The sequence below is a fragment of the Citrobacter sp. Cu231 genome, assembly GCF_030332265.1.
In the GTDB taxonomy this organism is placed as follows: Bacteria; Pseudomonadota; Gammaproteobacteria; order Enterobacterales; family Enterobacteriaceae; genus Citrobacter; species Citrobacter meridianamericanus.
Window position 1 is genome coordinate 1 of record NZ_JAOWIE010000020.1, and the last position, 12,793, is coordinate 12,793.

General features: G+C 50.4%; 13 protein-coding genes and 1 other annotated feature. Of the genes, 8 read left to right on the forward strand and 5 right to left on the reverse strand.

What is annotated here, in order from left to right:
- Positions 1-205 precede the first annotated feature (205 nt).
- The 3 genes from clpB to rluD form a co-directional block, all read right to left on the reverse strand.
- Positions 206-2,779 (reverse strand): ATP-dependent chaperone ClpB, encoded by a 2,574-nt coding sequence (gene clpB / locus OGY15_RS00790; protein WP_187253035.1) that lies wholly within the window; start codon positions 2,777-2,779, stop codon positions 206-208.
- Positions 2,780-2,908: 129 nt separating this feature from the next.
- Positions 2,909-3,640 (reverse strand): purine nucleoside phosphorylase YfiH, encoded by a 732-nt coding sequence (gene yfiH, locus OGY15_RS00795; RefSeq protein ID WP_151218105.1) that lies wholly within the window; start codon positions 3,638-3,640, stop codon positions 2,909-2,911.
- Positions 3,637-4,617: a 23S rRNA pseudouridine(1911/1915/1917) synthase RluD gene (gene rluD / locus OGY15_RS00800; RefSeq protein WP_003031246.1), complete on the reverse strand. Its 981-nt coding sequence runs from the start codon at positions 4,615-4,617 to the stop codon at positions 3,637-3,639. The genes yfiH and rluD overlap by 4 nt, the downstream gene beginning before the upstream one ends.
- A gap of 131 nt (positions 4,618-4,748) precedes the next feature.
- Here rluD and bamD point away from each other — a divergent pair, with 131 nt between their 5' ends.
- The 4 genes from bamD to pheA all read left to right on the forward strand — a co-directional run bounded on the left by bamD (position 4,749) and on the right by pheA (position 7,505).
- Positions 4,749-5,486, forward strand: coding sequence for an outer membrane protein assembly factor BamD (gene bamD, locus OGY15_RS00805; protein ID WP_151218106.1), 738 nt, complete (start codon positions 4,749-4,751; stop codon positions 5,484-5,486).
- A gap of 269 nt (positions 5,487-5,755) precedes the next feature.
- Entirely contained in the window at positions 5,756-6,094 is a 339-nt protein-coding gene (gene raiA, locus OGY15_RS00810; protein WP_151218107.1) for a ribosome-associated translation inhibitor RaiA, read from the forward strand.
- 102 nt (positions 6,095-6,196) lie between these two features.
- Positions 6,197-6,322, forward strand: a sequence feature (Phe leader region).
- Entirely contained in the window at positions 6,198-6,245 is a 48-nt protein-coding gene (gene pheL, locus OGY15_RS00815; RefSeq protein WP_100250063.1) for a pheA operon leader peptide PheL, read from the forward strand. It overlaps the preceding feature by 48 nt.
- Before the next feature lie 22 nt (positions 6,323-6,344).
- A complete protein-coding gene (gene pheA / locus OGY15_RS00820) occupies positions 6,345-7,505 on the forward strand; it encodes a bifunctional chorismate mutase/prephenate dehydratase (RefSeq protein ID WP_003031243.1) in 1,161 nt (386 codons plus the stop codon).
- A 44-nt stretch (positions 7,506-7,549) separates the two neighbouring features.
- On the opposite strand, the gene tyrA is transcribed toward pheA, so the two are convergent.
- Together tyrA and aroF are read right to left on the reverse strand one after the other, a co-directional pair.
- Entirely contained in the window at positions 7,550-8,671 is a 1,122-nt protein-coding gene (gene tyrA / locus OGY15_RS00825; RefSeq protein WP_151218108.1) for a bifunctional chorismate mutase/prephenate dehydrogenase, read from the reverse strand.
- Positions 8,672-8,681: 10 nt separating this feature from the next.
- Positions 8,682-9,752 carry a 3-deoxy-7-phosphoheptulonate synthase gene (gene aroF / locus OGY15_RS00830; protein WP_210905266.1) on the reverse strand — a complete coding sequence of 357 codons (1,071 nt, stop codon included), beginning with the start codon at positions 9,750-9,752 and terminating at the stop codon, positions 8,682-8,684.
- Between the two features lie 215 nt (positions 9,753-9,967).
- On the opposite strand from aroF, the gene OGY15_RS00835 reads away from it, so the two are divergent.
- The 4 genes from OGY15_RS00835 (at position 9,968) to OGY15_RS00850 (ending at position 12,733) form a co-directional block, all read left to right on the forward strand.
- On the forward strand, positions 9,968-10,342 hold the full coding sequence (locus OGY15_RS00835; RefSeq protein WP_286537442.1) for a DUF2799 domain-containing protein: 375 nt from the start codon (positions 9,968-9,970) through the stop codon (positions 10,340-10,342).
- A 158-nt stretch (positions 10,343-10,500) separates the two neighbouring features.
- Positions 10,501-11,019, forward strand: coding sequence for a regulatory sequestration protein YfiR (yfiR, locus tag OGY15_RS00840; protein ID WP_151218111.1), 519 nt, complete (start codon positions 10,501-10,503; stop codon positions 11,017-11,019).
- Complete coding sequence (dgcN, locus tag OGY15_RS00845) at positions 11,012-12,238, forward strand: diguanylate cyclase DgcN/YfiN (protein ID WP_187260360.1); 1,227 nt, start codon at positions 11,012-11,014, stop codon at positions 12,236-12,238. The genes yfiR and dgcN overlap by 8 nt, the downstream gene beginning before the upstream one ends.
- A gap of 12 nt (positions 12,239-12,250) precedes the next feature.
- Positions 12,251-12,733, forward strand: coding sequence for an OmpA family protein (locus OGY15_RS00850; RefSeq protein WP_151218113.1), 483 nt, complete (start codon positions 12,251-12,253; stop codon positions 12,731-12,733).
- Positions 12,734-12,793 lie beyond the last annotated feature (60 nt).

The following is a 12,793-nucleotide window of genomic DNA, read 5'->3' on the forward strand; positions in this document are numbered from 1 at the left end:
TTCTCAGTGGAACCCCGCTGACCCGGCGGCTTGTAATCCGTTGTTCCGTGTCAGTGGAGGCGCATTATAGGGAGTTATTTGAGGCTGACAAGTTAAAAATACAAAAAACTTATCAAGCGATTACTTTTCAATCGATCACTCTGTTTTTGCCTGGTTATTAAACAAAAACGAGCCCCGCAGGGCCCGTTTATGGTCATTTAGTGACTTACTGCACTGCCACAATGCGATCGTCGTTAACTTCCAGGCGAATCGTTTTGCCAGGAATCAGCTCACCAGACAGGATTTGCTGAGCCAGCGGGTTTTCGATCTGTTGCTGGATAGCGCGTTTCAATGGACGTGCGCCATAGACTGGATCGTAACCATTCGCGCTCAGCAGTTTAAGCGCCTCGTCAGAGATGTGAATTTCATAACCACGCTCTTCCAGACGTTTATACAGACGCTGCAGCTGGATCTGAGCAATAGAAGCAATGTGCTGCTCACCCAACGGATGGAATACAACGACCTCATCTATACGGTTGATAAATTCCGGACGGAAGTTATGGCTCACAACGCCCAGCACCATATCCTTCATGTGGCCATAATCCAGCTCCCCGAAGCGTTCCTGAATCAGGTCCGATCCCAGGTTTGAGGTCATGATGACAACCGTGTTACGGAAATCGACCGTTCTCCCCTGCCCGTCAGTCAGACGACCATCGTCAAGCACCTGCAACAGGATGTTGAACACATCCGGATGCGCTTTCTCCACTTCATCGAGCAGAATGACAGAGTAAGGACGACGGCGTACCGCTTCCGTCAGATACCCACCTTCCTCATAGCCGACATATCCCGGAGGCGCCCCGACCAGACGAGAGACAGAGTGTTTCTCCATAAACTCGGACATATCGATACGCACCATTGCGTCGTCGCTGTCGAACATAAAATTAGCCAGCGCCTTACACAGTTCGGTTTTACCGACCCCGGTTGGACCAAGGAACAGGAATGAACCAATCGGACGATTCGGGTCGGACAACCCTGCACGGCTACGACGGATGGCGTTAGAAACCGCTTCCACCGCTTCATTCTGGCCAATCACGCGGCTGTGCAGTTCCTGCTCCATACGTAACAGTTTTTCCCGCTCGCCTTCCAGCATGCGGGCAACCGGGATCCCGGTCCAGCGCGCCAGCACTTCTGCAATTTCTGCATCCGTCACTTTATTACGCAGCAGACGCATGGTTTTGCCTTCAGACTGGGTGGCGGCTTCGAGCTGTTTTTCCAGTTCAGGAATTTTGCCATACTGCAGTTCGGACATCCGCGCCAGATCGCCGACACGACGCGCCTGTTCAATGGCGATTTTCGCCTGTTCCAGCTCAGCCTTGATAGTTTGCGTTCCAGAAAGGGAAGCTTTTTCAGCTTTCCACTCTTCTTCTAACTCAGAATACTGGCGCTCTTTATCATCCAGCTCTTCGTTGAGCATATCGAGACGTTTTTTACTCGCCTCATCAGACTCTTTCATTAATGCCTGCTGTTCCAGTTTGAGCTGGATAATACGGCGGTCGAGTCTGTCGAGTTCCTCCGGCTTGGAGTCAATCTGCATACGAATGCTGGATGCCGCTTCGTCAATGAGGTCGATAGCTTTATCAGGCAACTGACGATCGGCAATATAGCGGTGAGACAGCGTAGCTGCCGCGACAATCGCCGGGTCAGTAATCTGCACGTGGTGGTGCAACTCATAACGCTCTTTCAGACCACGCAAAATCGCGATGGTATCTTCTACTGAAGGTTCGGCCACAAACACTTTCTGGAAACGACGTTCCAGCGCAGCATCTTTTTCGATGTACTGGCGATACTCATCAAGCGTTGTTGCGCCTACACAGTGCAGTTCCCCACGTGCCAGTGCAGGTTTCAGCATATTTCCGGCGTCCATTGCGCCATCGGCTTTACCCGCCCCAACCATGGTGTGTAACTCATCAATAAACAGGATGACATTGCCTTCCTGTTTAGAAAGATCGTTCAGCACACCTTTTAAGCGTTCTTCAAACTCACCACGATATTTGGCTCCAGCCACCAGCGCACCCATATCCAGCGCCAGCACACGGCGGCCTTTTAAGCCTTCCGGCACTTCACCATTGATGATGCGTTGAGCCAGCCCTTCAACAATCGCGGTTTTACCGACCCCGGGCTCACCGATTAACACCGGGTTGTTTTTAGTACGACGCTGCAGCACCTGAATGGTGCGGCGAATTTCTTCATCACGACCGATAACCGGATCGAGTTTGCCCTGCTCGGCACGTTCGGTCAGATCGACGGTATATTTTTTCAAGGCCTGACGTTGGTCTTCAGCCCCCTGGTCATTCACGCTTTCACCTCCACGCATTTGTTCAATTGCCTGAGTGATATTGGCGGTCGTCGCGCCTGCTGATTTTAATAAATCGGTCAGCGTACCGCGTGACTCAAGCGCTGCCAGAACGAACAGTTCTGACGAAATAAAGTTGTCCCCACGTTTTTGCGCCAGCTTGTCGCAAAGATTCAGAACACGCACCAGATCCTGAGAAGGCTGCACATCACCACCGGTACCTTCTACCTGCGGCAAACGGCTCAACGCCTGGTCAATAGCTGTACGTAACTGGCCAGCATTAATGCCAGCGGACGTTAATAAAGGACGTACCGATCCCCCTTCCTGATTCAGCAAGGCGCTCATTAGATGAAGTGGTTCGATGAATTGATTGTCGTGCCCCAATGCGAGTGACTGGGCATCGGCAAGAGCAAGCTGGAATTTATTGGTAAGACGATCCAGACGCATAACTCCTCCCATAACAGGTCAAAATTGCTACTGGAGATTAAATGAGGTCATCCCTCAATTATTCAAGGTTAATGACCTGAATTATGTGAAAAGAAAATTACACGTACCGGATCGTCTTGATTCTTTAGGTTATATCAGCCAAATAAAACTTGCCATACGCCCCGTGGTATTGTCGCGACGATAAGAGAAGAACGTCTCACTTTCGCTGAAGGTGCAACGGTCGCCGCCGTAAAGGTTCTCCACACCGACATTTGCCAGACGTTGGCGCGCAAGCTGATAGATATCCGCCAGATATTTGTCATCACGCGGGACAAATGCGATGTCCGCTTGCGGATCTTTCTCCATAAACGCTTCGCGGACTTCTGCTCCCACTTCAAACGCGTCCGGGCCAATCGCCGGGCCTAGCCAGGCGATAATGTTTTCAGGTTTGTCGGCAAAACACGCCACCGTCTCTTCCAGCACACCTGCGCATAATCCTCGCCAACCCGCATGGGCCGCCGCAACCTCCGTTCCTGCGCGATTGCAAAACAGCACCGGCAAACAGTCAGCCGTCATCACCGCACACACGGTGCCCGGCATGTTGCTGTATGAAGCATCTGCACGTTTGGAGGCGTAAGGCTCGCCAGTCAGTTTCAGAACGTCCTTACCGTGGACCTGTTCCAGCCAGACGGGTTTTGCAGGCAGATTGCCCGCAGCAAACAGCCGCATGCGGTTCTCCTCAACATGCTCCGGGTTATCACCGCAATGGGCACCCAGATTCAGCGAATCGTAAGGCGACATACTGACACCGCCAATACGAGTAGAACTACACGCCGCAACACCCTGCGGTATCGGCCACTGCGGGACAATTAGCTTACTCATAGCCAGGCAATATCATCCTTATGTTCTTCGAAATCAGCACGCATCACTTCAATCAACTGCACCATATCTTGTGGAATTGGCGCGTGCCATTCCATTTCGATACCGGAAATTGGGTGATACAAACGCAGCATGGTCGCGTGCAGCGCCTGACGATCGAACTTACGCAATACGGAGATAAATTCGTCAGAAGCGCCTTTCGGTGGACGCGGACGACCGCCGTAGACCTGATCGCCCACCAGCGGATGGGTGATATGCGCCATGTGCACGCGGATCTGGTGCGTACGTCCGGTTTCCAGACGCAACCGCAGACGCGTGTGCACACGGAAGTGTTCCATGATGCGATAGTGCGTCACCGCAGGTTTCCCCATCGGGTGTACCGCCATGTGCGTACGCTTAGTCGGGTGACGGCTAATCGGCTCCTCAACGGTTCCGCCTGCCGTCATGTGACCAATCGCCACGGCTTCGTACTCACGGGTAATTTCACGCAGCTGCAGCGACTCCACCAGTCGCGTTTGCGCAGGAACGGTTTTTGCCACCACCATTAATCCCGTCGTGTCTTTATCCAGACGGTGCACAATACCGGCACGAGGAACATCCGCGATCGGCGGGTAGTAATGCAGCAATGCATTCAAGACCGTGCCATCAGGATTACCGGCGCCCGGATGCACCACGAGATCACGGGGTTTGTTGATGACAAGAATGTCGTCATCTTCATAAACGATATCCAGCGGGATATCCTGAGGTTCAAAACGCACCTCTTCGTCAATTTCTGCATTGATGGAGACGCGTTCTCCACCCAACACTTTTTCTTTCGGTTTATCGCAAAGATTGCCATTTACCAGTACGCGCTGATCAAGGATCCATTCTTTTATGCGCGATCGTGAATAATCAGGGAACAATTCGGCCAAAGCCTGATCTAAGCGTTGACCGAGCTGATTTTCGGAGACTGTTGCGGTGAGTTCTACTCGTTGTGCCATAAACTGCTTCTTCGTTTAACGTTGGGTTTTACGGCTTTGCCGTTTAATATAGTGTGCTATTGTAGCTGGTCTTAACCGGGAGCAGGAACAGAGAATCTCCCGTAATACATTTTGAGGAAAGTCAAAACGTCATGACGCGCATGAAATATCTGGTGGCAGCAGCCACGTTGAGCCTGTTTTTGGCGGGTTGCTCTGGTTCAAAGGAAGAGGTGCCCGATAATCCGCCAAATGAAATCTACGCGACTGCTCAGCAAAAGCTGCAGGACGGTAACTGGAAACAGGCAATAACGCAATTGGAAGCGTTGGATAACCGTTATCCATTTGGACCGTATTCTCAGCAGGTGCAATTAGATCTCATCTACGCCTACTACAAAAACGCCGATCTGCCGCTTGCTCAGGCTGCCATCGATCGTTTTATCCGTCTTAATCCGACACACCCTAACATTGATTATGTCATGTATATGCGTGGCCTGACCAATATGGCGTTGGACGATAGCGCACTGCAAGGGTTCTTTGGTGTTGATCGCAGCGATCGCGATCCGCAACACGCCCGAGCTGCGTTTAATGACTTTTCCAAACTGGTACGTGGCTATCCGAACAGCCAGTACACTACTGACGCCACCAAACGTCTGGTATTCCTGAAGGACCGTCTGGCGAAGTATGAATACTCCGTTGCGCAATACTACACTGCCCGCGGAGCATGGGTCGCTGTGGTAAACCGTGTGGAAGGTATGCTACGCGACTACCCTGATACTCAGGCAACACGTGATGCTCTGCCGTTAATGGAAAAAGCTTATCGCCAGATGCAGATGAATGCGCAGGCAGAAAAAGTAGCGAAAATCATTGCCGCTAACAGCAGCAATACCTGATTTACCTCAGAATGCAAAACGGCAGCCCTTGGGCTGCCGTTTTTTTATCCGTTAACGCCACAACTGAAGCGGTTTAGCTGCAACGCATCTCATCAAATATGGCCTGCTTTCTGGTATTCCTCAAGTAAAATATCGCCTGTTCCTGCTGTGCCTCACAAAAAGGTTTTCTTGACAAAAAGCGACAAAATAATGTGATTTAAATCACACATTTTGACATTAGGAACGGTATGCTGGAATCACCAAGACGGGAAAGACAAGAGGTAAAATTTATGACAATGAACATTACCAGTAAACAAATGGAAATTACTCCGGCAATTCGCCAGCATGTCGCAGACCGTCTCGCCAAACTTGAAAAATGGCAAACTCATCTGATTAATCCACATATCATTCTGTCTAAGGAGCCACAGGGTTTCATTGCTGATGCCACCATCAATACACCGAACGGACATCTGGTCGCCAGCGCAAAACACGAGGATATGTACACCGCAATTAACGATTTGATCAACAAGCTGGAACGGCAGCTCAATAAAGTGCAGCACAAAGGCGAAGCCCGTCGTGCAACAGCTTCAGTAAAAGACGCCAACTTCGTCGAAGCAGAAGAAGAGTAGTCCCTTACATTGAGTGTATCGCCAACGCGCCTTCGGGCGCGTTTTTTGTTGACATGGTGAAAACAGTACGGGTACTTTACTGATATAGCCAAAGGAAAATTACATGAAACTTGTCCCGTTCTTCTTCGCATTCTTTTTTACCTTCCCCTGAATGGGAGGCGTTTCGTCGTGTGATAAAGAATGCGAAGACGAACAATAAGGCCTCCCACCACGGGGGGCCTTTTTTATTGATAACAAGAAAGGCAACACTATGACATCGGAAAACCCATTGCTGGCGCTACGCGATAAGATCAGCACGCTGGATGAAAAATTACTGGCCCTGCTGGCTGAGCGACGTGGACTGGCCGTAGAAGTTGGCAAAGCAAAACTGCTTTCGCATCGTCCGGTTCGTGATATCGACCGTGAGCGCGACCTGTTAGACCGCCTGATTCAGCTTGGCAAAGCACATCATCTTGATGCTCATTATATTACTCGCCTGTTCCAGCTGATTATCGAAGACTCCGTCCTGACACAACAGGCACTGCTCCAGCAGCATCTGAACAAAATCAATCCGCACTCTGCGCGCGTAGCCTTCCTCGGCCCAAAGGGTTCATATTCTCACCTCGCCGCCCGTCAGTATGCCGCCCGCCACTTTGAACAATTTATTGAAAGCGGCTGCGCAAAATTTGCCGATATCTTTAATCAGGTTGAAACCGGACAAGCTGACTACGCGGTGGTTCCGATTGAAAACACCAGTTCCGGCGGGATTAACGACGTTTACGACCTGCTACAACACACCAGCCTGTCTATCGTTGGCGAGATGACCATCACAATTGACCACTGTGTGTTGGTATCCGGCACGACGGATCTCGAGACTATTGAAACGGTTTACAGCCATCCGCAGCCGTTCCAGCAGTGCAGCAAATTTCTGAGTCGCCATCCACACTGGAAGATTGAGTACACCGAAAGTACCTCTGCGGCAATGGAAAAAGTTGCGCAGGCTAACTCGCCGCGCGTGGCGGCTCTGGGGAGCGAAGCCGGAGGCGTACTGTATGGTTTGCAGGTTCTTGAGCACATTGAAGCTAACCAGACGCAAAACATCACCCGCTTCGTGGTACTGGCGCGCAAAGCAATCAATGTTTCTGACCAGGTTCCGGCAAAAACCACGCTGCTGATGGCGACAGGACAACAGGCGGGTGCGCTGGTTGAAGCGCTGCTGGTATTGCGCAACCATAATCTGATTATGACCAAACTGGAGTCACGCCCAATTCACGGCAATCCGTGGGAAGAGATGTTTTACCTGGATATTCAGGCCAACCTGGAATCGCCTCAGATGCAAAAAGCATTGAAGGAACTGGGTGAGATTACGCGTTCGATGAAAGTACTTGGCTGCTATCCAAGTGAAAATGTGGTGCCGGTCGATCCGAGCTAACGTTTTATAATGCCGGATAGCGCTAAGATTATCCGGCATTCTATTTACTGGCGGCTATCGTTAGCCTGGCGCAACAACGTACGGCTTTCGCTCTGAAAGCGCTGAGCGTAATCGCCAAACCAGTGCTCCACCTTACGGAAGCTGTCGATAAACGCTTGCTTATCGCCCTGCTCCAGTAAACCGATCGCCTCACCAAAACGTTGGTAGTAGCGTTTGATCAGCGCAAGGTTGCTCTCAGACGACATAATAATATCAGCATAGAGCTGCGGATCCTGGGCAAACAGACGTCCTACCATCGCCAGCTCAAGGCGGTAAATCGGCGAAGAGAGCGCCAGCAACTGTTCCAGTTGAACATTCTCTTCCGCTAGATGCAGACCGTAAGCAAAAGTCGCAAAGTGACGTAGTGCCTGAATAAACGCCATATTCTGGTCGTGTTCAACGGCGCTGATCCGATGCAACCGCGCCCCCCACACCTGAATCTGTTCGAGAAACCACTGATAAGCTTCCGGCTGACGTCCGTCACACCAGACGACGACCTGCTTGGCCAGACTGCCGCTGTCCGGACCAAACATCGGATGCAATCCCACCACCGGGCCATCGTGCGCCGCCAGCATCGCCTGCAAAGGACCATTTTTCACCGAAGCCAGATCCACCAGGATACAGTCAGAAGGCAGGCGCGGTAATTTGGCGATCACCTGCTCGGTGACGTGGATCGGCACACTGACGATCACCATGCCGGCATCAGAGACGATCTCCGGCGCGCGATCCCAGTCCTGCTGTTCCAGGATCCGCACCTGGTAACCTGACAAGGTGAGCATTTTTTCGAACAGACGTCCCATCTGACCACCGCCACCGACGATCACCACCGGGCGCAGAGAAGGACAAAGTGTTTTAAACCCTTTGTCATTTTCGCTGGAGTAGGACTCACGCATAACCCGACGCAACACATCTTCAATCAGGTCCGGTGGCACGCCCAGAGCTTCCGCCTCTGCCCGGCGGGAGGCCAGCATAGAGGCTTCCCGCTCCGGTACGTAGATCGGCAGCCCAAAGCGGCTTTTTACTTCACCGACTTCGGCAACCAACTCCAGGCGGCGTGCCAGTAAGTCCAGCAACGCCTTGTCGACTTCATCAATTTGATCGCGTAATGCGGTCAATTCAGCAACCATAACCAACCTCTTATGCTACACGCGCCGACAGCTGACCGTTTAAATCCTGGCTAATTTCACGCAACAGCGCATCCGTCATTTCCCAGCTAATACAGGCATCGGTTACGGACACGCCGTATTTCATTTCGCTGCGCGGCTGTTCAGAAGACTGGTTGCCTTCGTGAATATTACTTTCGATCATCAAGCCAATGATCGAGCGATTGCCATCTTTGATTTGTGCAATCACAGATTCAGCCACGGCAGGCTGGCGGCGGTAATCTTTATTGGAGTTACCATGACTGCAATCTACCATCAGAGAAGGTCGTAGTCCCGCCTGCTCCATCTCTTTTTCGCACTGGGCGACATCTGCCGGACTGTAGTTCGGCGCTTTACCACCACGCAGGATCACGTGACCGTCCGGATTCCCCTGAGTTTGCAACAGCGCAACCTGCCCGGCCTGATTAATACCAACAAAGCGGTGCGACTGTGCCGCCGCTCGCATGGCATTAATGGCGGTCGCAAGACTACCGTCAGTACCATTCTTAAAGCCGACCGGCATGGAAAGACCGGAAGCCATTTCGCGGTGAGTCTGCGATTCCGTGGTACGGGCTCCGATTGCGGACCAGCTAAACAGATCGCCCAGGTATTGCGGACTATTTGGATCCAGCGCTTCAGTTGCCAGCGGCAGTCCCATATTCACCAGTTCAAGCAGCAGTTGACGCGCAATTTTCAGTCCTGCTTCAACATCAAAAGAGCCATCCATGTGAGGATCGTTAATTAACCCTTTCCAGCCGACGGTGGTACGGGGTTTTTCAAAATAGACGCGCATCACCAGGTAGAGGCTATCGCTGACCTCTGCGGCAAGGGCTTTAAATCGACGAGCGTACTCAATAGCCATTTCAGGATCGTGAATGGAGCATGGACCACATACCACCAGCAAACGCGGATCGCGACCGGAGATAATATCTGAAATGATTTTACGCGACTGGGAGATTTGCGCTTCTTGCGCCTGGCTCAGCGGAAATTCAGCTTTCAGCTGCTCCGGAGTCATCAGAACCTGTTCGTCGGTAATATGTACGTTGTTCAGCGCGTCTTTTTGCATGATGGTGATCCTGTTTAGCTCGTTTGCGATAGTTAATCCTCAGCGAGGAGGAAATAACGATACCACAACAGGTAAAGATTTCAATCCACAATCCGTAAATTTTAATTTACAACACGCAATTTATCAGCAGAAAAAGCCGCTAAGAGCGTACAATTAAATTTACACCATTCAATATTCAAATCCGCTATGCTTAAAAAAACAAGGGAGCACGGGCAATGAAGCAACTCATCAGCACCTTATTTCTATTCCTTCTTAGCGGTTGTCAAATAGATCCCTATACCCACGCCCCCACCTGGACAGGGACCGACTGGTACGATGCCGGTATACAAGATGCCATTTCGGGCTATGCCGTTAAAGATAATGAAACTCTTGCCGACAACTTCAATGATCCCGACGTCGATCGTACGAAATATCTTAAGGGTTTCGCCGAGGGGCAACGTAAAATCTGCCAGCAGGATTTTGTTTACGCCAGGGGGCTGGCCGGGAAAACCTTTCCCCAAAGTTGTGATACGGTCGAAAATGTAGACCAGTTACATAATGCCTGGCAAAAAGGATTAAATGAAGGCTCCGCCTCAATAAGATTAAATTAAACAATGAGTTAAACTTTACAATCAACTAGGATTTAACTTAAATCACCAGCAGCTTTATCCCTGGAATAATGACGACTTAGGAAAATAATGTTATTTTGTCCTAAACAATTTTGAATGTATTTCGACGCTTTACGGCAAATGCTGGTAGGTAACTATTCATGAGCTATTCTTACCGACTCATACTTCTACTGGCACTGCTCCTGACCGGGTTACCGCTGTACGCCCAAAGCATTACAGAAGAAGCAAAATCTGTACGTGCTATGGTTTCCGGTATCGTTAGTTATACACGCTGGCCTGCACTTTCCGGGCCGCCCAAACTGTGTATTTTCTCTTCATCGCGTTTTTCCAGTGTTCTGGAAGATACCAGTACTGGGGCATTACCCTATCTTCCCGTCATCATTCGTACGGAACAAGAAATATTAGTTTCGCAGTGTGACGGTTTTTATTTTGGAAAAGAATCACCTACTTATCAGGTGGAATTAAAGAATAAATATCCGACTAAGGCATTGTTATTAATTGCCGAACAGAATCCCGAATGCGTTATTGGCAGCGCCTTTTGCCTCATAATTAAAGATGAAGATGTGAGATTTTCCGTAAATATGGATTCCCTTTCACGCAGTGGCGTAAGGGTCAGTCCAGACGTATTGATGCTTGCACGGAATAATAAGCATGGATAAGGGCCATTCTCCTGTAACACGCCCGACGTTTAAGCGGACATTACGGCGTATCAGCATAATCAGTGTCCTGGTGACGATGACGTTGATCTGGTTGCTGCTCAGCATTTCTTCCGTGCTGGCATTGAGACAGTATGCGCAAAAGAACCTGGATTTGACCGCAGCCACCATGACCCGTACGCTTGAAGCTGCGCTCGTTTTTTCTGATAGCGTCGCGGCAACGGAAACGCTGGCTGCACTGGGCCAGCAAGGGCAATTTTCCGTTGCGGAAGTTCGTAATAAAAACCAAAAGGCGATCGCCACCTGGCGTTATAACGCGCAGGACACCACGGAGAAGATCAGCGGACTGATCAGCCACTGGCTGTTCCCACAACCGGTCACTAAGCCTATTTTGCATAATGGCAACGTCATCGGCGAAGTACGATTGACCGCGCGCGATAGCGTCATTAGTCATTTCATTTATTTGTCGCTGGCCGTTCTTACCGGGTGCATTCTGTTGGCATCAGGCATTGCATTAATGCTCACTCGCTATTTACACAATGGCGTCGTGGAAGCCCTGCAAAATATAACTGAAGTGGTACATGATGTTCGTACCAACCGTAATTTTTCACGACGTGTATCCGAAGAGCGCATTGAAGAGTTTCATCTTTTTGCCCAGGATTTTAATAGTCTGCTGGACGAGATGGAGGAGTGGCAACTTCGACTGCAGGCAAAGAACGCTCAGCTTTTGCGTACTGCACTCCATGATCCTCTGACGGGCCTGGCGAATCGAGCCGCATTTCGTAGCAGTATTAACGCGCTGATGAATGACGATGTCACCCACAGCAGTTCCGCATTGTTATTTCTTGATGGTGATAATTTTAAATTTATTAATGATACCTGGGGCCACGCTGCGGGGGATCGGGTTCTGATTGAAGTCGCAAAAAGGCTGTCCGAGTTTGGCGGTAATCGACATTCGCCATACAGACTTGGCGGCGACGAGTTCGCGATGGTGCTATATAGCGTTCATTCTGAATATGAGGTTCAGCGGATCTGTGCGGCACTTTCACAAGAGTTTGACCGACCTTTTGACCTGCATAATGGTCATTTAGCAAGCATGACACTCAGTATCGGTTTTGCGCTGACGTGGGAACATGCCTCTGCCGAGAAATTACAAGAACTTGCCGATCAAAATATGTATCAGGCCAAACATATGCGTTCTGAACGCACTATTATTAAATAAGGAATCACACACATGCTAAAACGCTTATTATCCCCATTTCTTTTGCTTTTACTGGTTGTGGCAGGCTGTCAGGCTCCTCAGGGAAAATTTACCCCAGAGCAAATTGCAGCCATGAAATCGTACGGATTTACTGAAGCTTCCGGAGACTGGTCTCTTGGCCTGTCTGACAACATCCTGTTTGATAAAAACGACTACAAGCTCCGCCCCGAAAGCGAAAAACAGATCCAGGAAATGGCTTCCAAACTGGCTGCTACCGGGCTTAACCATGCGCGCCTGGACGGTCATACCGATAACTACGGCGAAGACAGTTACAACGAAGCTCTGTCGCTCAAACGCGCGAATGTGGTTGCCGATGCCTGGGCACAGGGCGCCAATATTCCCCGCGCCAACCTGACAACTCAGGGGCTTGGGAAGAAATACCCGATCGCAAGCAACCAGACGTCAAAAGGTCGTGCTGAAAACCGTCGCGTTGCAGTCGTGATCTCGACGCCGTAATGAATATTCAACTGACTGCGCGCCGCGCAGTCATCTAATAACAAAAAACAAATGAATAAA